Consider the following 22,904-nt stretch of genomic DNA (forward strand, 5'->3'; position numbering starts at 1 on the left):
CATGGACGCTAAGAAGAAAAATGACCTCGAAGAGACCTATGAACGGATCTTAAATGTAGGCTTCTGTATAGTTCCCTATGAAGATATATCGGATATCATAGGCCCCGACCCCATGGTATATGGCACTGCAAAAGATGAGAGGATCCTGTCCTTTGAAGGTGTGGAGGCTTTATTCAAATCCCAGTATGAACAAATGGGAAACATGAAGCCTGCTTTTGATCGCAAAAGAATTGCCAAGCGAATATCTAACGGTGGAAACAATGCCTGCATCATTGAAGAATTTACATTAACTCTTTCTTCTGATGAAGAAATTCATACCATCTTTATGCGGGCCACCTGTGTGATGGAATACCTGGACAACCAATGGAAACTCACCCATTGGCACACTTCAACCCCAGTAGATACGGAAAATGATCCATGGCACATGGAGGAGTGGAAAAGGGAAAAAGAGAAGCTTCAACAATTAGTTGATGAGCAGACAGCGGCATTAAAGCAAAATAACCGTGAATTACAGATTGAGGCTGCTTTGGAAAAAATCCGTTCCAGCTCTTTGGCCATGCAAAAAACTGAGGACCTAAGAGAGGTAGTGAAGGTGCTGTTTGAACAAATGCAAGGGCTAAGCGTGGACATGGGTTTTGCAACGGTAAGCATTTTTATTTTTGAAGATGTATCAAGGAATATCAGGCAATGGCTGCCCTTGCCTGATGGGGTTTCTTCACTCAGTGTACCCTATTTTGACCACCCGATCTCTTCCGACCTTTTTGATGCAAAGGAAAGTGGGGAAGATTTTTTCACAAAGATTTATACGCTCGAAGAAAAGAATACCTGGCTAGCACATGGTTTTGAGCATACGGATTACAAAGACCTTCCTGTAGCATTTAAATCCTCTTTACTCCAGGCTCCAGGCTATGCCATTGCCATCACACTTGCTAAGAATTCGGGAATATGCATTCCCAGTTTTGAAGGCAAACTTCCTACGCCTGAAAATATTCAAATCATGAAAAGGGTGGGCAAAGTTTTCGAGCAAGCCTATATCCGTTTTCTCGACCTACAAAAAGCCGAATCACAGGCAAGGGAAGCCCAAATTGAAGTTGCCGTTGAAAGAGTTAGGGCAAAAGCACTCGCCATGCATAAATCAACAGAGATTCTGCAGGTGGCAATGACGCTCAAAGAACAAATGGAAGGATTGAATTTAAGCGGAGTAACAGCTGCAACCATTTACCTTGAGCACGATGACAACAAAATTAGAGTATGGGATATTACAGAATTAAAAGAATCGGAACAAGGACCGCAGCTAAGCTCTGATTTCACATTTAGATTAGAAGATACTGACCCAGGCTTATGGGTGAGAAGAATTTGGAATGCGAGTGAAAAATATAGTGTGATAGAAATGAGTGGCGACGACTTTATCAAATGCGAAAAATGGATTAGGGAGTTTGATGAAACCGCAGCAGATAATTACAGAGAATTTATTAGAGCTGCAAAAATAGAGCACACCTGGCACCCAACTGTTCATTTGGAAAAGGGAAAACTTAATCTGGATTTTACTGTTCCACCTCCTGTTGAAATGGAATTTATTTTGCCAAAAATGGGGGCTGCATTTGATTTGGCTTATCGCCGCTTCCTCGATCTTCAAAAAGCAGAAGCGCAGGCAAAGGAAGCGCAGATAGAAGTGTCATTAGAGCGGGTACGATCAGCCTCAATGGCAATGCACAAAACCGATGAACTGGGAAAAGTGGTAGAAATGCTTTTTTTACAGTTCTCTGAATTGGACCTTGATTTTTATCAAGTATGGATCAATATTTTCCGCTTGGAAGAAGGAGTCTCCGACTGTTGGTTTTCTCCCGTAAAGGGAGTAATTAATGAAGCATACACCGCTCTAGTACCCCTTGAACCCTTTGAGAATCTATCAATAAAAACCTGGAAAGCTGGTGAAGAGTTTTCCTATTTATCATGGAATGGCCTAAGGGAAGTGGATAAAGTGATGAAGGAGTTGTCTGCGCTGACGAATCATCCAAGTTTTCATCAAATCCAGAAAAAGAAACGTATGAAACGCGTGGAAATTGTCGATTGTAACCATAAATATGGGGTGATAGCAATGGCAAAGAATGAGGATATTACAGATAATGACCGATCCATTCTTAAGCGTTTCGCAAATGTTTTTGAGCAATCCTACACCCGCTTCCTCGATCTTCAAAAAGCCGAATCGCAGGCAAGGGAAGCCAAAATAGAGTCGGCATTAGAAAGAGTCAGGTCCCGCAGTTTGGCCATGCATCATTCCTCAGAATTATCCGCGGTGGTAGATACACTACTCGGGGAATTCACCAATCTTGAATTTACCCTTACCTTCTGTATCATCAATTTGATTGATGAACAAGACATGAGCAATACGGTGTGGGCAGCTAACCCCGAAACCGGGAAAGACCCGGAATCCTATTACATGAAATTTGAAGATTATCCCTTCCATCACGCCATGTGGGATGCTTGGAAAGCTCAGAAAAAGCGATTTGTGTACATCATAGAAGGCGAAGAAAAAAAAATCTATGATGAATACCTCTATTCTGAAACTGAATTCAGGCGTTTTCCAAAGCATGTCCAAGATGCAAATAAAGCTCTAGAACGCTATGTAGCGGGCTTTACATTCTTTAAGTATAGCGGATTACAAACAGTAAGTCTCAATCCAATAACTGAAGATGATTTGGAGATCCTCGAACGCTTTGGTAAAGTTTTCGAGCAGGCTTACACCCGCTTCCTAGATCTACAAAAAGTAGAAGCGCAAGCAAGAGAAGCAGAGATTCAGTTGGCATTGGAAAGGGTGAGAGCCCGAAGCCTCGCCATGCACCGAAGTGAGGAACTGGCTGATATTTCACTTGAGTTGGTCAAGCAAGTGCAAGTTCTGGGAATGGAAAGCTGGTTTTGTGCATTTAACATCTACGATGATGACCCTAGGGGTTCTGTGGAATGGGGAAGCAATGGTCAGGGTACTTTTCCTACTTATAGAACTCCAAGGGAAGGCCTATTTCTGCAATATTTTGAAGCTGGTCAAAGAGGAGAGACATTATTGGTCAATGAAATCGGGGAGGAAGCTTGTCCTGCGCATTACGAATACCTGTGCAGCTTGCCGGGAGTAGGAGAGCAATTGCTTCAAATGAAGGCCGCCGGAATCCCATTTCCAGCTTCCCAGATTGACCATGTGGCATTTTTCAAATATGGTTATGTCCTCTTCATCACCTATGAACCGGCCCCTGAATCCCATGATATTTTCAAACGATTCGCCAATGTTTTTGAACAATCCTACACCCGATTCCTTGATCTTCAAAAAGCCGAAGCACAGGCAAGGGAAGCAAGGATCGAAGCGGCTTTGGAGCGTGTAAGGTCACGTTCCATGGCGATGCACAAAACCGATGAATTACAGGAAGTAGTGCGGGTTGTGGCTGAAGAGTTAAAGAACACGGGGGTAATCCTTGATACATGGGGCGCTGTAATTTGTACCTATTTCCAGGATTCTAAAGATGTGCTACACTGGACAGCTAGCGAAGATCCCTGTAACCCTTCAATTGCTTTTTTATTGCCCTATTTCAAAGATGAATTGTTCGATGAAGCCTGGGAATCAAAAGAAAGGGGCGATAGCTATTTTGCTAAAGTGTTTTCTTTTGAAGTCAAAAATACCTTCTTCAACCATGCCTTTGAGCATTCCGATTACCGGCAACTCTCAGAAGATTACAAAAAACTCATTTTAGAGAGCAAAAACCATGGTATTGCCTGGGCCTGGGCTAAAAATTCTGCCATTATGATACCTTCCATTCAGGGTGATCTGCCATCCGAAGATGAAAAAGAAATCCTGATTCGTTTTGCAAGAGTTTTTGAACAGTCCTTTATCCGCTTTCTCGACCTTCAAAAAGCAGAAGCCCAAGCAAGAGAAGCGCAGATAGAAGCTTCGCTGGAAAGAATTCGTGCCAAAGCAATGTCTATGCATCATTCAGATGAGTTGGATGAAGTATTGGCCGTTTTATGTGAGCAGTTTGACACACTCGGTATTTTTCCCATGTCAACCCACATGACCGTACTTGATATTGCCAATAACAAATTTACCTTCAGAGAAACCGGGAAATTCGGCAACAGGAGTTTTGGTGAACAAACCGTTGCACTGGATGCCATGGATACTTGGAAAGAAATGGTGGAAAGTTGGAAAAGCGCCGATCCTTATTCCATCAACAGGCTGCATTTCCCCAAAGAAACACTTCCACAGGTTTGGGAAGTTTTTCACGAGTCATTTGCTTCCATGCCCGAAGGTTCAAAGATTACGCCGGATGATTATCCCGATGGTATTTACCATACAGCAGGTAAGCATCCATTTGGATACATAGGAATGAATCAGGTGCGACCTGCAACCGAAAAAGAAGAACAAATAGTCGTAAAATTTGCCAATGAATTCGGAAGGGCTTACCAACGCTTCTTGGATCTTCAAAAAGCAGAAGAACAGACCCGTGAAGCACAAATCAACCTTGCCGTGGAACGCGTTAGGGCCAGGGCACTGGCTATGTTTAAATCTGAAGAAATATTAGGGGTTGTAACTAAACTAAAAAATGAGGTAATGGCATTGGATATTCCAGACGTGATTGCTGCTACAATTATCCTTAAAGAAGGTGAAGACAAGGTAAGAATGTGGGATTTGTCTTCGCTTGATGAAAATAGTTATGGTGATGAAATACCTTTTGTCCTTTCTTTTAAATTCAAAAAAAGAGATCCAAATCTATATGTAAAGCGTGTCTGGGAAAATCCAGAAAATTACTTTTTGGAAGTAGAGGAAACAAAAGACTTTAAAAGATTTATCGAATGGCTGCGAGAAAACAATAAAAATGTAGTGGCAGATGAAGTAGAGGAATTTATTGAGTCCACACAAATAAATAAGTTACATCATGCCGTCAAAAAACTGAACAATGGAAAATTGGTCATTGATTTATTAAATCCACCACCGGATGAAATGGAAACCCTTTTGACCAAAATGGGAGCTGCGTTCGATTTGGCCTATAAACGTTTTGAAGATTTGCAAAAAGCCGAAGCCCAGACAAGAGAATCTGAAATTCAGTTAGCCTTGGAGCGTGTCCGCGCCAGGACCATGGCTATGCACAATAGTGATGAATTGGCTGAAGCTTCTTCCCTGTTGTTTCAGCAGATGGAAGCGTTGGGTGTTCATACATATAGCAGCGGATTCACTATTTGGGATGAAAAACAGGGGCACCTTGTTTCCTGGATGTGTAATGCGGATGGCTCCATGAATCCACCCTTCCGGATGCCTATTGAAGAAGAAAAATGGCATGAAGAACAGTATGATAGCTGGAAAAAGGGAGACGATTTCATCGTAAAAGACCTGAACGGTGAAGAGATGAAGTCGTATTTCCAGTATTTACGATCTTTTCCTTTACTGGACGAGGCATTTAAAAAATCTGAATCTGCCGGCCACCTGATGCCTGAGCGGCAAGTACACCATACAGCCCACTTCTCACACGGTAACCTTCTGTTCATTACGCTTGACCCTATTCCCGATGCCCACGATATCTTCACACGTTTTGCTAAAGTTTTTGACCAAACCTACACCCGCTTCCTCGATCTTAAAAAGTCAGAAGCTCAAGCCAAAGAGGCAAAAATCGAGGTAGCCCTCGAAAAAGTGCGCTCCCGAACCATGGCCATGCAAAAAGCCGAGGAGTTGGGAGAAGTCGCCACGGTTTTATTTAGAGAGATGAATGCGCTGGTTGATAATCTTTGGACTTGCGGTTTTGTGCTCTGCGAACCTAATCGCCAAGAAGATGAGTGGTGGCTGAGCTTAAATAATGGTTTGATTCAACCGTTCTTCCTCCCCAATATTGGAGACTATGCGCATGAAAGCCTCTATAAAGGATGGATAAAAGGCGAAAGCTATCGGACAGTAACACTGCAAGATGAAGTACTACAGGAACATTACGATTGGTTGATGAATATTCCAATATCCAGGAAGATATTTGAGGAAATGGAAGCCTCAGGCATTTCCAGGCCAAACTGGCAGCGACTACACGCGGCCTACTTTAAGACCGGTTACCTGGTCATCATTACCGAAGTTCCCTGTGAAGCGGAAGAAATTTTCAAGCGCTTCGCTCAGGTTTTTGACCTCACTTATACCCGCTTCCTCGATCTTCAAAAAGCTGAAAATCAAGCCAGGGAATCACAAATCGAGGCATCTCTGGAACGGGTCCGTGCCAAAGCCTTGGCCATGCACAATTCGGAAGATCTACGGCAGACGATTACCGCCATTTTTGAGGAACTGAAGGGATTAAATATTAAAACAATCCGCTTAGGACTGGGATTGGTCAATCCGGATCGTCCAGAAGGTGAAATAGTCACATCCCGAATTGACGGGAAAGACCATATTCTTGAAGTGAGCGGAAAGTTCAGGTTAGAAGGTCACCCGGTTCTTGATAGTTGTTACGATCACTTTAAGCAGCAACAGGATTACTTCCCCATTCTGGAAGGGGAGGAAATAAATAGTTACTATGCGGCGCTACAGGGGTATGTGAATGTGCAGGGACAGGGAACTGATACAAAACACTTTGGCTGCTTCCTCTATTTCAAAGAAGGATGTCTATACGCCTGGTCGGCCGAACCGCACTCGGAAGGACAGATCGGCATTTTAAAGAAATTTTCACGTGTCGTGGAGATAACCTACCGCCGTTATAAAGACCTTTTAGAATCCGAATACCGGGAAAAAGAAGCGGTCAAGCAAGCTTCCCTAGACCGGGTCCGGGCAGAGATCGCCTCCATGCGTACCGCCAATGACCTGGAACGGATCACCCCACTTATCTGGAAAGAACTTACCACATTGGGTATTCCGTTTCTCCGGTGTGGGGTGTTCATCATGGATGAAAAGGAAGAACTCATCCATACATTTCTATCTACGCCCGATGGCAAGGCCATTGCAGCATTTCATCTGCCTTATACTTCCAATCCTTTTTTTAATGCCATTGAAGAATGGCGGGCAAAAAAAATTCATATTTCCCACTGGGACACAGAAGAATTTTCAGCACTCGCAGATTCATTGGTCAAGGAAGGGCAGCTAATCAACCGTGAACAATATTTGAATAGTGTTCCAAAAGGTGGCCTTTATCTTCATTATGTACCGTTTTTACAAGGAATAGTATATGTAGGAAACACTGCCGCACTGACTAATGAAAATCTGCAATTGGTTCAGTCGGTCGCTGATGCTTTCTCAACTGCCTATGCCCGCTATGAGGATTTTGTCAAGCTGGAACAAGCCAAAGCCAAAGTGGAATCCGCCATGAGCGAACTCAAAGCCACCCAATCCCAACTCGTCCAGCAAGAAAAACTCGCCTCACTCGGCCAACTCACCGCCGGGATCGCCCACGAGATCAAGAATCCGCTGAATTTTGTCAATAACTTTTCGGAGGTGTCGATGGAGATGATTGAGGAGATATTAGAAGCGAGAGACGAGAGACGAGAGACGAGAGTCAAGACCTTTCTGCCGGACAGACAGGATCATGAAATGAAAAGGGAGGAATTTGAGGAGATGGAAGATGAGATTTTGGAGGATATAAAAATAAACTTGAAGAAAATACATGAGCATGGTTCTCGGGCCAATGGTATTGTGACATCGATGCTACAGCATTCCAGGGGCGGTTCAGGGAAAATGGAACCTACTGATCTGAATGCTTTGATCAAGGAATATGTCAACCTGAGTTTTCACGGGATGCGGGCAGGAAAAAACCCAATCAATGTGGAGATCGCTTTGGATCTGTATCCTGATTTGGGTATGGTTTCCCTGATCAAAGAGGACTTTACCAGGGTGATTATCAATCTGTGCAATAATGCATTTGATGCTCTGAGAAGTAAGGTTCAGTCTAAAAACCTGCCAGGTCTTGAAGCCTACCATCCAAAACTTACCGTCCGCACCAACTCCGAAAAGGACCACATCCTTCTCCAAGTAGCCGACAACGGCCCCGGCATCCCAGATGACATCAAAGACAAAATCCTTCAGCCTTTCTTCACTACCAAAAAAGGAACAGAAGGAACAGGGCTTGGGCTGAGTATTACTAATGATATTGTGAAGGCGCATGGCGGTGAATTGGAAATTGAAACTGTAATCGACAAAGGGACAAAGTTTATAATCAAACTAAACACATGAAAGCAAAATCAATCAAAGGAAGATCTGCCGAAGAAATTAAAACAGCACTAGCTGAAAGTATGGCCGAAGCCCACCTGCCTGACGGGCAGGGATTTAAACCAACGCTTGCTCTGGTCTTTATTTCTGTAAAGCAAGATATAGATACCATTATCAGCATACTTGACGGAGAAAATATTCAGGTTTTTGGAGCCACCACTAGTGGTGAGATTTCAGATAGCGACATCAGTCATGAAGCGATTTCCATCCTTTTAATGGATATGGACCCGGCCAACTTCCGGATATGGTATGATGAGTATGCGGGTAGTGATGTCGTGGAAGTAGCTAAGGCAATGACAGCGCAAGCATTGACGATTTTTGAAAAGCCGGCTTTTTTACTAAGCAACAGCGTCGAAAAACCTCAGGATATTGGATTGGGTGAAAAAATTGTAAAATCCGTTGGCTATGTGGCTGGAAATGATATAACCATCTGGGGTGGTGCCGCAGGCGACGACCTGATGTTCAAAGAAACTTTTGTATTCACTAACACCAACATTAGCAACAAAGGTATCCTGATGCTGGTGATGAATGAAGACAAGATATTGGTAAAGGGAAGGGCCGCTACTGGCATGAAGCCTTTTGGTACTGAAAAGGTAATCACAAAGTCCGAAGGAAGCTGGATTCTTGAAATTGATAACCAGCCTGCCACTGACCTTGTGATGAAATATATGGGCGAAAATCTTTCTCCGGAAGATTTCAAGGATTTCAACCTAAAGAACATTTTTTTAAACCTGATGAGGGAAGATAGTAGTAGCATAATTCGCGCTACTATGGGCTTTAACATGGACACTAAAGGGATTACAGTATCAGGTAAAATAAAGACCGGTGATAAATTCAGATTCACATTCTTGCCCGATTTTGATGTATTGACCGAGGTCAGCGAAAATGCAAAACAGTTTCAGAAAACAGAAATGACCGAAGCCGATGCCCTTGTTATGTTTTCCTGTATTGGACGCATTGATGCCTTTGGTCCTATGACTTCCGAAGAATTGCAAGGAATACAAAGTGTGTATAATGTGCCCATGGCGGGGTTCTTTTCTTATGGGGAATATGGGCGTGCCACGGGTGGCAACAATGAATTTCATAACATGACCTGCTGCTGGGTAGCATTGAAAGAGAAATAAATGGAAATCAGCCTCCAAACCGTGATCGAATTCGTCAAGTCTCATCCGCACATTGAAGCCGATAAGAAGGAAATGTTGTTGGGTGTGTTGAATACGGCAAAAAAAGAATTTGATATCCTTGCCTTCAAACTGGACCGTACGGAAAAGGTAAAAAGGACCACGGCCATTTTACTTGAAGAAACCATAGAGGAGCTTGAACTGAAAAGGAAAGCCATTGAAGAAACCAATTCGGCACTTCAACGATCTTTGGAAGAACTCAAAGCCACCCAAGCCCAACTTATCCAACAGGAAAAACTCGCCTCTCTCGGTCAGCTTACTGCAGGCATCGCCCATGAGATCAAGAACCCGCTGAATTTTGTGAATAATTTTTCGGAGGTGTCAATGGAGATGATTGAAGAGATTCAAGACACAAGACTCAAGACACAAGACATAAGACCCAAGACGGAGGAGGACGAAATTGAGGATGAGATTTTGGAGGATATAAAAGCCAATTTGGAGAAAATCCACGAGCATGGTTCTCGGGCAAATGGTATTGTGACATCCATGCTACAACATTCAAGAGGTGGATCAGGGAAGAAAGAACCGACTGACCTCAATGCCCTTATCAAGGAATATGTCAATCTGAGTTTTCATGGTATGCGGGCAGGAAAGAATCCTGTTAATGTAGATATCCAATTGGACTTGGATGACAGGATCGACAAAGTCCACCTGATTGGAGAAGATTTTAGCCGGGTGATTTTGAACTTATGCAATAATGCTTTCGATGCCCTTCGGGCAACAGTTGAAATCCGACCACCGAAACTTACAATTAGGACAAAACTCCAATCAGAAAAACTCCTGATCGAAGTTGAAGACAACGGCCCTGGCATCCCTGACGACATCAAGGACAAAATCCTGCAGCCTTTCTTTACGACCAAAAAAGGAACTGAGGGAACTGGTCTTGGGCTGAGTATTACAAATGATATTATTAAAGCCCACGGGGGAGAATTAAGCGTGTTGAGTAAAGTTGGAACAGGAACGAAGTTTATCATTCAATTACCAATACAACCAAAGTGATGAAGCAAAGAATTTTAATGGTTTTGTTTTTCTTTTTGATCCAGGATTATTGCCTTGGTCAAAACCTAAGGCAATTGGACAGAAGAATTGATAGTCTGCAAATTCAATATAAAAATGCCTCTTTGGATTCTGTCAGAGTTCAGACGGCCATAAAATTAATGGCTGTGTTGGGCAACAAAGCTTGGATTGCAACCAATACGGGTCAATTTGCTGGGGCTTATGAAGCCTTCAGGAAGGCTTTTGATTTTTGGGAAAATCCAGAAACCATCAAACTTTTTGAGAAAGTCAAGCATGATAATGAATATGAAAAAAGCTACTGGAGCATTCTTGCCAATTTAACTTTTAATTATGGCCACCTGATGGGGGCAACAGGAAATATCGAAGAGAGGCTTTACTACTATCAAAAAGCTTATCAGATAGCCAAAGAACAGGAAGATATGATGAATACTGTTTTTTCCTTAACTGGATTGGCCTTTGTATATCTCACGAATAATGAATTGGATTCAGCTCAGATGAAAATTGAAGAAGCAAGGTCCTATCCACCGGAATTATACAATTTCGAAGGATATCCTGAAATTAAATACATTGATGGTGCAATCAAGCTTAGATTGAAGCTGTATGAACCTGCATTAAACGCTTTTTGGGATGGTCTTGAGGATGCCATTGAAAAGAACTATCCTGTGGGCAAAGCCACAAATAATCTTGGATTATCAGAGACCTACAGATATCTCAATAATATGGATTCCAGTTACTTTTTTGCAAGACAATCCATAAATGAATTAAGGAGAATCCGAGAGATCCAGATGTTTGAAATAGATATTGCCTCGGCTTATCAAAACCTTTACGGGCATTTTCGTCATTTTAACCAGCCTGACAGTGCATTCAGATATTTGGAACAGGCTCAGGTAGAAAGATCAGTTTTGACCAAAAGAAAGTTTGCCAATATGGCTGCTTTTCAACAAGTTCTCTTGATCAGAGAACGAGAACTCGCAAACCTCGAAAAAGAAAATCTTGCTATTCAGAGTAGATACCGAACTTATTTATTTGTGTTTGTACTGATTGTATTTTTGTTCATAGGGGGCATCCTTATTCGTGCCAATCGCCAAAAACAAAAAGCTAACCTGCTGCTTGCCAGGCAAAAAGAGGAAATTCAATCCGCTTTGCATCAGCTCAAATCCACCCAAGCCCAACTCATCCAATCCGAAAAAATGGCAAGCCTCGGGGAACTGACTGCCGGCATTGCCCATGAGATCCAGAATCCGTTGAATTTTGTGAATAACTTTTCGGAGGTGAGTGCGGAGTTGGTGGAAGAGGTAAAAAGTGAAAGGTCAAAGGTGGAAGGTGAAAGGGATGAAATTCTTGAAGGCGAATTGTTGGATGATATTGCTCAAAATCTCGAGAAGATCAATCACCACGGCAAGCGGGCAGATGCCATAGTTAAGGGGATGTTGGAGCATAGCAAAACCGGTTCGGGGGAGAAAGAACTGACCGACATCAATAAACTGGCAGGGGAATATCTGAACCTTGCCTACCAAAGCTTCAGATCCAAGAACAAAGAGGTTGAAATCGAGCTGATCACAGAACTTGATCCAGCAATCCCCAAAATAGAATTGGTCCGAGCCGATATCGGCAAGGTATTGTTGAATATTCTTAATAATGCTTTTTATGCTTGTACTTCAACTTCAATCAGTACTGACACTTCCAAATTCGATATTCCCTTAAATCATCCGACCGTTGGTATTACCACCAAAAACCTTGGCGACTCAATCCAGATCTCGATTTCTGACAACGGCCCCGGCATCCCCGACTCCATCAAAGACAAAATCTTTCAACCTTTCTTTACCACCAAGCCAACGGGTTCTGGAACTGGATTAGGCCTGTCTCTGAGCTATGATATTGTGAAGGCGCATGGTGGGGCAAATCACGGTGGAATCGAAAGAGGGAGAATCCACAATGATTACCGTTTATCTCCCAATTTTATAAATTAAATTCCACTTATTTCCATTGATTTTGACAAGACATCCGGTAGTTCATCTCGTCTACATTTTTCAAACTAAGTAAAAGGTATTTTCAATTGAAGACAATCAAGAATTTTTTTGATTATGTTACTAATTTTCAGTACTTTATATGTAATATAGCATATCATAACCTTTTAAAATCGAAAAGGAAAATTACTTTTAGTTTGGCTGCAATTTGATTGAGTCCTAAGCATGTTTTTAAATCAAAAAAAGAAGTAAATCAGGATATTACGCTAAGATTATCATTGATTAGTTTAAGTTTTTCAATGATTGAATACCGCATTGCATTCTCAAGGAACTTCACTTATGGTTTAAAGCAAAAAGCATAGAAATTCAGAATTTATTTCAATCCATAATAGGATAACAAAAGGTATGATCAAACCATGAATGAATATGGAACTGACAAAAGACTTAGAGGAAGAACTGAAACAGCTGTATGAAATATTCTTTGAAAGCCTGTTTCATGTGGATACAAAAAGATACATGTCATTTATGACTGATGACTTTAAACAAATCGGCACCACTCTGGAAGAGGTATGGTTTAGTAAAAATGAATCGGGAAAATATTTGGAGAAAAATGTGGGACCCGTGGCAGGGAAAATTGAATTTAGAAACAGGGATATCAACATGGAAGCAGTCGATAACCTCATGGTCATCATTGAGCAAGCTGATTGTTTTGTGAATATTGATGGCATATGGGCCTATTATGATAAGGTAAGGGTATCTTCATTATTGCAAAAAAAAGAAACAGATTGGAAGTTTGTTCAGCAGCATATTTCATTTCCTGATTGCAGAACGGATCAAGGACAAACCGTTGCTCTTGAGAAAATTACAGCTGAAAACATTCAACTGAGAGATGCAGTAAAGCGAAGAACGGTTGATTTGGAAAATACAAATCAAGAACTTGAAAACACCATTTTGAAGCTTAAATCAACCCAATCCCAACTCATCCAATCTGAAAAAATGGCTTCCCTTGGCCAATTGACAGCCGGAATTGCACATGAGATCCAGAATCCGCTCAATTTTGTAAATAATTTTTCTGAGGTAAGTGCCGAATTGGTAGAAGAGTTAAAAGTTGAAAGGTCAAAGGTGGACGGTAAAAGGGATGAAATTCTTGAAGGCGAATTATTGGATGATATTGCTCAAAATCTCGAGAAGATCAATCACCACGGCAAGCGGGCAGATGCGATTGTAAAGGGGATGCTCGAGCATAGCAAAACCGGTTCGGGTGAGAAAGAACTGACCGACATCAATAAACTGGCAGGGGAATATCTGAACCTTGCCTACCAAAGCTTCAAATCCAAAAATGAAGGGGTTGACATCAAGTTGATCAGTGACTTTGATCCATCGCTACCAAAGATGGAAATCGTCCGTTCGGATATTGGTAAGGTGCTGTTGAATATCCTCAACAATGCATTCTACGCCTGTACTTCGACTTCGATCAGTACTGACCCTTCGAAATTCGACATTCAAAATTCTAAATTCGATATTCAAAAAAAACCTCAAGTCACTGTTACTACCAAAAATTCAGGAAATACAATCCAGATATCGGTAAGCGACAACGGCTTAGGTATCCCCCACTCCATCAAAGACAAAATCTTCCAGCCTTTCTTTACCACCAAGCCTTCCGGACAGGGAACTGGTTTGGGTTTGTCTTTGAGCCATGACATCATAAAAGCGCATGGGGGAACTATCGAAGTCACATCCGAAGACAATGAAGGGTCAACATTTTTTGTCATTTTGCCCGTACAAAAAAATCATTGATTGAGCTATCCCAATCTTTAATTAAACGGCTAATGCCCTGAAATGTAAGTGATAGCAATTGGTATTGGACTTTTTTAGTGCTACTTGAGCAGTTCAAGATAAACCTAAAACCAATTGCCCACTGCGTTTTTCTGTAAAGTCTAAACCTTTGAAAAACCAAATTTGATCCAATGTGAAGTGCCACAAAGCAAATTAGTAAAATATGCCAAAAAAAAATACCTAAAAAGGCAAGATAATAACCACAATAAATTGATTAAAAACTATTCATTAATAGTTTGGATTAAACTTTTCCCTCATTTCATTGAACGATAGTCAAGTTCATGTTTTTCAAACTTTTTTATTTGGAATTTCTCTGGAAAAACAAATAGAAATATTGTTTAAATTTAATTGAAAGCAACTGATAATGAGTGCTTTAAATATTGTGTTCGATAGAGGGTATTTCCCTATTGTAATTTTCTCCAATAAGAATAAGAATTCAACTTAAATGATTTTTCCTAACCTTTTGTACTATGAAGAAAAGTTCCAAAGCCTGTTGTTTCCTTTCTATCGGATTGTGTTTGATCCTTTTGGGCAATAGTTGCAATTACTACAAACCTGTAACCCGATCCGTCTCTGCTTCGGCAGAAGATAAAGGGGATGATATGAAAAGTTTGAGAACAAAAACATTTATTTTGAGGACGCCTAATGGAGATTTTCTTCTACGAAATTTCACCATAGAACCTAAGGAGCAAATTGTAAAAGGAACCCTCTCTTCAATTCCACCGGAACATTTAGTATATGTAAATGACGTAAAGAAAACGTACCAGTATACAAAAAGCCAGCAAGAGGTACTCGAAGAAGTCCATTTGTACACTGAAAGGAACTTTACTGAAAATCTAGGGGAACAGATTATTCTGCCAGTTGATGATCTTTTCAAGCTTGAGATCATTGAAAGAGACCAAAGTAGAAGTACTGCTACAACTATTTTATCAGCCTTAGTGATTACTTTGGGTGTTTTTGCTTTGGTGATGATAATAGCTCTTTTGACCAAGAGTTCCTGCCCTTTTATCAGTGTATATGATGGAGAGGGATATGCATTGCAGGGGGAGACTTTTGGTGGTGCCATTGTTCCTGCCCTGGCCAGAGAAGATTTTTTGCCTTTGCCACTTGCCCACATCGGACCTGAAGTAAAAATAATGATCAGCAATGAGTTGAAGGAAAGACAATATACTGATTTGGCGGACCTCATTTTGGTATCCCATGACCCAGGGGAGAAAATCATGATGGCTTCCAATGGCAAACTATACAGAGGGAAAAACCTTCATGCTCCACTGATAGCCAATCTCAACCAAAACCTGGATATGTTATTTCCTCTCACTGCTACAGATAACATAGCCTGTTCCTTCAATGATACCGACCATCCTCCTGTTAACGAACTCTATCTGGAATTTGAAAAACCCAAAACTGAAAAGGAGCTCAGTTTACTCTTGGACCTGAGAAATTCTTATTGGTTAGAATATGTGATTGCGGAGTTTTATTCAGCTTTTGGAAACAAATATGCCAAATTTGCGGCCAAGCAAAAGGACAGGTCGCCCGAATTTATTACGGATTGGATGGAATCACAGGAAATGCTGCTCACTGTGGAAGCTAAAACGGATAAAGGTTGGAAAGAGGTGACTAAATTAAAGACCATTGGCCCACTCATGAACAGAGAAGTGGCTGTTCCCTTGGAAGGATTTGACTTGAAAGGCGATAAGGTTGAAATCAGGCTTAGAACAGGGTTTATGTTTTGGGAACTGGACAGAATCAACCTGGCTGAAGTCTCCCCTGTTTCCGAACAGGAAATTCAGTGGATTAAGCCTTCTGAGGCTTATGATGAACATGGACAAGATGTATTGGCTCCTATTTTGAACATGGATGGCCACTATCTGGAGCAACACCACATTGGTAATAGAGCTTATTTGACTTATAAGGTGGAGGATTTTGATCCCTTGCAAACCTATGCTGCTTTCTTACTATCCAAAGGGTATTATGAACCCATAAGGGAGTTTGAGGGCAAGGCGGATAGAAAATTCTTGGTCCAATTCAAAAATCCTCAGGCCCTCCCCTCTTTCAGTTTGAAGCGTTATTTGGAAATCAATCAAGAAAACTACCTAAGTGCTCAATAATATCCTATGGAAGTGTTAAAATCAACTGCAGAGGAAAAGTCAACAAAGAACATTTTTCCTGAATTTCATAAGCCAACATATTCTTCCAGACCCAACAGCTTTACTGAATTTTGGGTAAGGAAATGGATCAGGTTGCATATGTTATGGATGGCTATTAAAATCTATGGTTCCATTAAAAAAGTAAAAAGGGTATTTGTTGCCTTTGATGAGTTCAGGTTTAAAATGTTTGCGGGAAAAAGAAAATTTGGTGTAAAAAACGGGAAATATTGGTTTGGGCTTTACCTTCCCCCTTTTCCTTCCAAAAACTTTGATCGATATGTCCAAACAGAAATGAACCGTTATGTTCCCCATAGCCGCCCAGTCAATGCCTACCAACAGATCAACTATGCCATCACCACCAAATGTCCCATGCGCTGTGAACACTGTTTCGAATGGGATAACTTAAATCTGAAGGAAACTTTCAGTTTGGAGGAACTTAAATCAATTGTCAGTCAACTTCAACAAAAAGGGGTTGGACAGATCTCATTGAGCGGCGGTGAACCCATGGCCCGGTTTAAGGACATGCTTGAATTGATTCGTGATGCGGAAAAAAGCACCCCATTTTGGGTTTTGACCTCAGGTTTTAACCTGGACGAAGACAAGGCCAAAAAATTGAAAGAAGCTGGAGCTACAGGAGTCATTGTGAGTTTGGATCATTTTGACCCGGATAGTCACAATATTTTCAGAGGACATCCACAGGCATTTCAGTTGGCCGAAAGGGCCGCCTATGCCAGCAACAAGGCCGGTTTGGTATTGGCCATTTCCCTTTGTGTGACAAGAGAAACCGCAAATGCTGCCTTTTTGATCCAGCATGCATCGCTTGCTGCCAAATGGGGATGCGATTTTATCCAGTGGCTGGAACCGAAGCCCGAAGGGCATTACAGAGGCAAAGAGGTCACTTTGAGTCAAGAGCAGATCAATGAAATGGAGAGCGTATATGTGTCCCTCAACCAGGATAAAACCTACAACCATATTCCACATCTCATGTATCATGGCTATTATCAGAGGAGAATGGGCTGTTTGTCGGGCGGAAAATTCAGTTTTTATATCGATGCAAGAGGAATGGTACATTCCTGTCCATTCTGCCACTCTTCTGATTTCAAAATCACAGAATGGTTGGAAGCCAATGACACCAATAAGATACCTGTAACGGCTTGTAAATCATACACTTCTGAAACAAGTTGCTGATGAATTGATTAGAATAATTTTTTTACCAAAGGAATGGTATGTTTCCTTTTTTTAAAAGTTTGATAGTTTATATTAATGAGCTGAATTTTTAAAACATGATAAACATCATAAAATCAAAGGATTATCATTGGTATTTTTGATCATTATTCTTTTCAATTTTGGTATTGGACAATATGAAAATTGGTTTTTTAAATATTAAAGACAATACGTTCTTAACCGAAATCGGAGAGATTTGGCGGTTTACCATGCGGTTTTTCAGAGAAATAAATAAACCCAAACAGGAATATGAGGAATTTGTCCATCAGTGTTTTTGGATTGGCTACAAAACATTGACATTGGTAGGCATCACCGCTTTTATCATGGGCTTGGTCTTGACCATACAATCCCGACCTACCTTGGTTGAGTTCGGTGCGGAGTCGCTTTTGCCAGCCATGGTATCAGTATCTTTGATCAGGGAAATAGCCCCTGTGATCACTGCATTGATATGTGCCGGCAAAATCGGTTCTGGTATCGGAGCGGAACTGGGATCGATGCGGGTAACGGAACAGATTGATGCCATGGAGGTTTCCGGAACCAATCCATTCAAATACCTGGTCGTGACCCGTGTGATGGCAGCCACCCTGATGGTCCCTGTCCTATCCAGTATGGCCAATGCCATAGCACTATATGGAGGGTATCTGGGTGTGAATATTCGCGGGCAGGTAAGCTGGCACCTGTATTGGTTTCAGGTATTTGATGCTTTGAGTTTTGGAGACATCATTCCCGCAATCATAAAAACTTTCTTTTTTGGATTTGCCATAGGCATCATAGGATGTTTTAAAGGATATTATTCCAAAAAAGGCACAGAGGGCGTAGGCCGATCAGCCACGACGGCGGTGATTGTGGCTTCCTTATTGGTATTTATCATAGATTTAATAGCGGTTCAAATCACTGATTTACTTGGACTCACCTAAATGAAAAAATATGGAAATGCCGGTCATCACGGTAGAAAAAGTCAATAAGTCCTTTGGTTCCAACCACGTGTTGAAGAATTTTTCCATGCAGGTCATGCAGGGAGAAAACCTGGTAGTCTTGGGGAAATCCGGCTCCGGTAAGTCTGTTTTGATCAAATGTATCATCAAACTGATCGAAGCCGACAGCGGTAAAATCATCCTTCTCGACGAGCCCATTATGGAAAGAGAGGAGGAAGAACTTGACCAATTGAGATCAAAAGTGGGTTTTCTGTTTCAAAGCAATGCCCTCTACGATTCCATGACAGTCCGGGAAAACCTGGAATTTCCCCTAAGAAGGCATTGGAGCAAGCAAGAAAGGGAAGCAGGCTCTGAACAGGCAGTGATGGAAGCTTTGGAAGATGTAGGGTTGGCCCATACGGTGGATTTGATGCCTTCTGAACTTTCCGGTGGGATGCGGAAAAGGGTAGCTTTGGCGCGTTCCCTTATCCTAAAACCAAAAGTCATTCTATATGATGAGCCCACCACTGGCTTGGATCCGGCCACGTCAAGGGAAATCAGCAATTTGATGGTAGAGGTACAGGAAAAGTATCATTCCACATCGGTGATCATTTCCCATGATATGAACTGTATCCGCATCACATCCAACCGGGTAATCATGCTTATCGATGGTACCTGCTATGCAGAAGACCTTTATGAAAACCTAATCAAATCCAAAGACCCTAAAATCAGAGAGTTTTTTGAGTAATTATGAAAGACAAAAAGAAATTAGACCATGCAAAATTAGGGATACTGGTCCTCTCCGGAACGTTGTTTTTGGTTTTTAGTCTGTATATGATAGGCAGAAATCAAAACATCTTCGGTGCTTCCATTACCATCACCGCACTTGTGGACCATGTCAACGGTTTGGTGCCTGGTAATAATGTACGTTTTAAAGGAATGGATGTAGGTACGGTCAAATCCATAGAAATGGTCAGTGACTCCAGTATAATTGTACACCTCTACATACAAAAAAGAATGAAGCCTTATATCCGGAACAATGCCAAAACCAGCATCAGTACAGATGGATTGATGGGCAACAAAATGCTGCAAATCGTACCCCAGGAAGGGATGGCACCTGCTATTGAAGAAGGAGATGTTATTTATGCACTTGATCCTGCAGGTACAGAGGAACTCTTACAGCGGTTAGACGGCATAGGAGAATACTTCGAAAAGACTTCAGTAAATTTGTATGAGATTACTACCAAACTTAATGAAAGCAAGCAGGTATGGGAACTGCTGTCAGATAGCCTCCTTACCCAGGATATACGCGCTGCAGTGGCGCAAATCAGGTTGGCTGGAACAAGAGCATCTGATATGGCCTTGACTGGCAAAAAATTGCTGGATACTTTTGAAGAGGGAGAGGGTCTTTTGGCCAAAGTCTTTACTGATTCCCTTTTTGCATCGCAATTTTCAAAGTCAATGGAAGAAATTCTTCAAAGCAGTCAACAAGCCAATCAAATCCTTTTTGAGCTGAAAGGCTTGGTGTCAAAGTTAAAATCAGGTGAAGGAACAGCCGGGCTATTGCTTCAGGACACTGTGCTTAGGGAGGCGGTGATGAACAGCATGCTGAACATTGAGGAAGGCACAGATTTATTCAATGAGAACATGGAGGCATTGAGAAGTAATTTTTTGTTCAGGCGTCATTTCCGAAGATTGGAAAAAGAACAAAAAAAATCCGGGAATCAAGCACAATAACTGATGGATCAAACCTAAAAACAGAAATTACTCAGCTTTGATTCATTCATTACTGACTGCAGATAGGAGAAACTTATCTGCCTACCACACTATTCCCCTAAAAACTTTCAACCTTTTTTATCTTCAAGTCAATTGAGATAATTTTAATTATTTTATTACTTCTTTGATAGTCAGGTATTTATTAAAAAATGTATCTTTAGTATAGATCTGTATTTTTCTGATTTATTTTGGTATGACTATGAAGCCAGTTGTTCAAAATGATGTCTATGCCCGTCAAGTATATGAGCTATACTGGGACAGCTATTTGAAAGGAGACAAGGATACCTTTGTATCCACTTTGGATGAGGTTTTTGAAATGAATGGTGCACCCAAATCAGAAGTCTGTGAGCACAATTTTCAAGGTCTTGGTTTTTTAAAGGCTCAAATCCAAGGAGCTTTGGAAAAGCTTGAAATGAGAAATCGGGAAATCAACTTGGTCCCTATTAACAGTTTGTTTCTTGTCAGGGAGTGCTGCGAAATTCATGTTTTGAGAGCAGAAACTTGGAGTTTCCACTCCAAAATCAGAATTTCCAGTTTGATCAGGGAGACAGCATCCGGTTGGAAAATGGTGCAGCAAAATGTTTCCTTCCCTCAATTGAGCAATGAGGATGGGGAAACCAAGGCCTCAGAAATACTCAGTGCTGAGAATAAGAAACTCACTAACCTCCTCCAAAGACAGACTACTGAACTGGAGCAAAAAAAAAGGGAACTAGAAATAGAAGCTGCGCTAGAAAAGGTAAGGGGACGAACCATGGTCATGCAGGACAGTGATGAATTGGAAAATGTGGCCACTTTACTTTTTCAGCAGGTCCGTGAATTAGGAATTGAAACATGGACTACAGGATTTAATGTATGGAATGAGTATGATACAGCCTATACCGACTTTGTAACCAATCCCGAAGGAGGTTTTATCAAACCCTACGTTGTCGATTTGACCCAGTTTCAAACCTTTATCGAAATCAGAGAAGCAAAACTGCGAGGTGAGGATTTTTTTGTGCGACTGGAGGAAGGGGATGCCATCAAGGAGACCTATGAACATCTGGTGTGAAAAATATCCTACTAGAAATTTAATTTATTCTTGCTTTGGATTTCAAAAAAATGCCGATTGGTCTAAATCAGTCGGCATTTTTTTAATTTTTACCTAAGAGGGACATTTTTCAGGTCTTATAAAATAGTCAAAAATCCCTGAGATACCGATTTTTAAAAGTGTAGTCAAACTTTTTTATTCGAGGTATTCTTATGGGAATTGGGTTAACCCAAGGCATGACCTGAGCAAGTTGTTTTTTTAATTTTCAAGGTAAATACTTTTTCCCCTTCCTCCTTTTTCAGAATAAATACTTTTTTGCATCACATTATCTAATTTTTTTTCCAAAAAGCAAGGTCGATCCAACAGGTACAGGCTCTGTCCATTTGTTGAACTCTCCGTCTTATTTGAACATGATTAGTCAATGAACAACCATTTTGAATTGATCAATTTAAATCCTGTATAAATGGATATGGCTTGGTAACAAGAAGACATCCCCATGGATATAAAGTTGAGTGCCTAAAAACTCCCTCACGTTTTTAACTGATTTTTCAACAACCTAACTTTTCAAAAGATGAAAACGATTTTCATAGCCATCATCATGGACCTCTTGTTGTCTCTATTCAGTTTTTCAAATCCAGATGTCACAAGGGTTCCCTTTCAACTCATCAGAAATCTGGTAATCGTGGAAGCATCAGTCAATGGGAAATACGGTTATTTTATCATGGATACGGGTGTTTCAGAGATTATTTTAAATGACCGGTATTTCAATGGGAAACCGACAGGTGATAAATTCTATGGTATCAACGGCAGTGAGATGGACAAAGCCGTGGATTTCATCAGAATTAACCTTGGGGGATTCGAGAAGCAGGGATTTGCCATAGTGACCGATTTCTCTGCCCTGGAGAAAAACTCCGGTTTGGAATTGTTAGGCGTTATCGGAAACAGTGTTTTTAGACTTTGTGAATTGGTTTTTGACTATATTTTCAAGGAGGTTACCATATATGAACTCGATAAAAAAGGTAACCGCCAATCTTCAAAAAACATTCACTTGGTTCCACTGGATACCCTCTCCTTTACTTTTAGCAATGGCATCCCATTGATAGAAGTAGAAAGGAACGGAAAGCGATTTAAAATGCGTGTGGATTCCGGGGCAACAGCCAATTTGATGGATATTCAGAATATTGACAGGCATACCTCAGTTCCTACTCAGGTAAAAACGCAAGCATTGGCAAGTTTCGGTTCCAGTGAAGTTTCCGTAAAATCTCTATTGATGGAGGATTTTAATGTAGGCAAACTTTCCTGTCCGCCCATGAAAACAATGTTTGTCAATTTGGATCATTTCAATAAAAATCAAAGCGGAATGAAAGTAGATGGCATTTTGGGATATGAATTTCTGAGTAATTTCCGGGTAGCCATCAATTACCGAAAAAAGGAGATATACCTTTGGGACCGGAAGACCGTTGAATTTCAGTGGGATATTGCATCTAGTGGTAAGGATAATCATTGATCTTTACTTGTTTCATTTGTATTTTAATGAGTTTTTTAAATTTTAAAATTTTGTGGAAATAAAAATTGCTGGATAATCTTTTTCTATTTTAATTGTATG

The 22,904-nt window shown here is 41.1% G+C and carries 12 protein-coding genes; all 12 read left to right on the top strand.

Features of this window, described 5'->3' with window-relative positions; translation table 11 throughout:
• Window position 1: 1 nt before the first annotated feature.
• The 12 genes from H1A14_RS08920 to H1A14_RS08975 all read left to right on the top strand — a co-directional run bounded on the left by H1A14_RS08920 (window position 2) and on the right by H1A14_RS08975 (window position 22,805).
• On the top strand, window positions 2–8,173 hold the full coding sequence (locus H1A14_RS08920; RefSeq protein WP_194775886.1) for an ATP-binding protein: 8,172 nt from the start codon (window positions 2–4) through the stop codon (window positions 8,171–8,173).
• A complete protein-coding gene (locus H1A14_RS08925) occupies window positions 8,170–9,333 on the top strand; it encodes an FIST signal transduction protein (RefSeq protein ID WP_194775887.1) in 1,164 nt (387 codons plus the stop codon). The genes H1A14_RS08920 and H1A14_RS08925 overlap by 4 nt, the downstream gene beginning before the upstream one ends.
• Window positions 9,334–10,389: a sensor histidine kinase gene (locus H1A14_RS08930; protein WP_194775888.1), complete on the top strand. Its 1,056-nt coding sequence runs from the start codon at window positions 9,334–9,336 to the stop codon at window positions 10,387–10,389.
• Window positions 10,389–12,377, top strand: a complete 1,989-nt coding sequence (locus tag H1A14_RS08935) for a sensor histidine kinase (protein WP_194775889.1) — start codon at window positions 10,389–10,391, stop codon at window positions 12,375–12,377. The genes H1A14_RS08930 and H1A14_RS08935 overlap by 1 nt, the downstream gene beginning before the upstream one ends.
• A gap of 423 nt (window positions 12,378–12,800) precedes the next feature.
• Entirely contained in the window at window positions 12,801–14,171 is a 1,371-nt protein-coding gene (locus H1A14_RS08940; RefSeq protein ID WP_228527693.1) for an ATP-binding protein, read from the top strand.
• 509 nt (window positions 14,172–14,680) lie between these two features.
• Complete coding sequence (locus H1A14_RS08945) at window positions 14,681–16,318, top strand: hypothetical protein (protein WP_194775891.1); 1,638 nt, start codon at window positions 14,681–14,683, stop codon at window positions 16,316–16,318.
• 6 nt (window positions 16,319–16,324) lie between these two features.
• Window positions 16,325–17,545 (top strand): radical SAM protein, encoded by a 1,221-nt coding sequence (locus tag H1A14_RS08950; protein ID WP_194775892.1) that lies wholly within the window; start codon window positions 16,325–16,327, stop codon window positions 17,543–17,545.
• A 173-nt stretch (window positions 17,546–17,718) separates the two neighbouring features.
• Window positions 17,719–18,498 carry an MlaE family ABC transporter permease gene (locus tag H1A14_RS08955; RefSeq protein WP_194775893.1) on the top strand — a complete coding sequence of 260 codons (780 nt, stop codon included), beginning with the start codon at window positions 17,719–17,721 and terminating at the stop codon, window positions 18,496–18,498.
• 10 nt (window positions 18,499–18,508) lie between these two features.
• Window positions 18,509–19,243: an ABC transporter ATP-binding protein gene (locus H1A14_RS08960; RefSeq protein WP_194775894.1), complete on the top strand. Its 735-nt coding sequence runs from the start codon at window positions 18,509–18,511 to the stop codon at window positions 19,241–19,243.
• Between the two features lie 2 nt (window positions 19,244–19,245).
• Window positions 19,246–20,232 (top strand): MlaD family protein, encoded by a 987-nt coding sequence (locus H1A14_RS08965; RefSeq protein ID WP_194775895.1) that lies wholly within the window; start codon window positions 19,246–19,248, stop codon window positions 20,230–20,232.
• A gap of 238 nt (window positions 20,233–20,470) precedes the next feature.
• Window positions 20,471–21,319 (top strand): nuclear transport factor 2 family protein, encoded by an 849-nt coding sequence (locus H1A14_RS08970; protein ID WP_194775896.1) that lies wholly within the window; start codon window positions 20,471–20,473, stop codon window positions 21,317–21,319.
• Window positions 21,320–21,869: 550 nt separating this feature from the next.
• Window positions 21,870–22,805, top strand: coding sequence for a pepsin/retropepsin-like aspartic protease family protein (locus H1A14_RS08975; protein ID WP_194775897.1), 936 nt, complete (start codon window positions 21,870–21,872; stop codon window positions 22,803–22,805).
• The last annotated feature ends 99 nt before the right edge of the window (window positions 22,806–22,904 follow it).

Origin of the sequence: Pararhodonellum marinum (assembly GCF_015354735.1) — a bacterium.
GTDB lineage: Bacteria > Bacteroidota > Bacteroidia > Cytophagales > Cyclobacteriaceae > Pararhodonellum > Pararhodonellum marinum.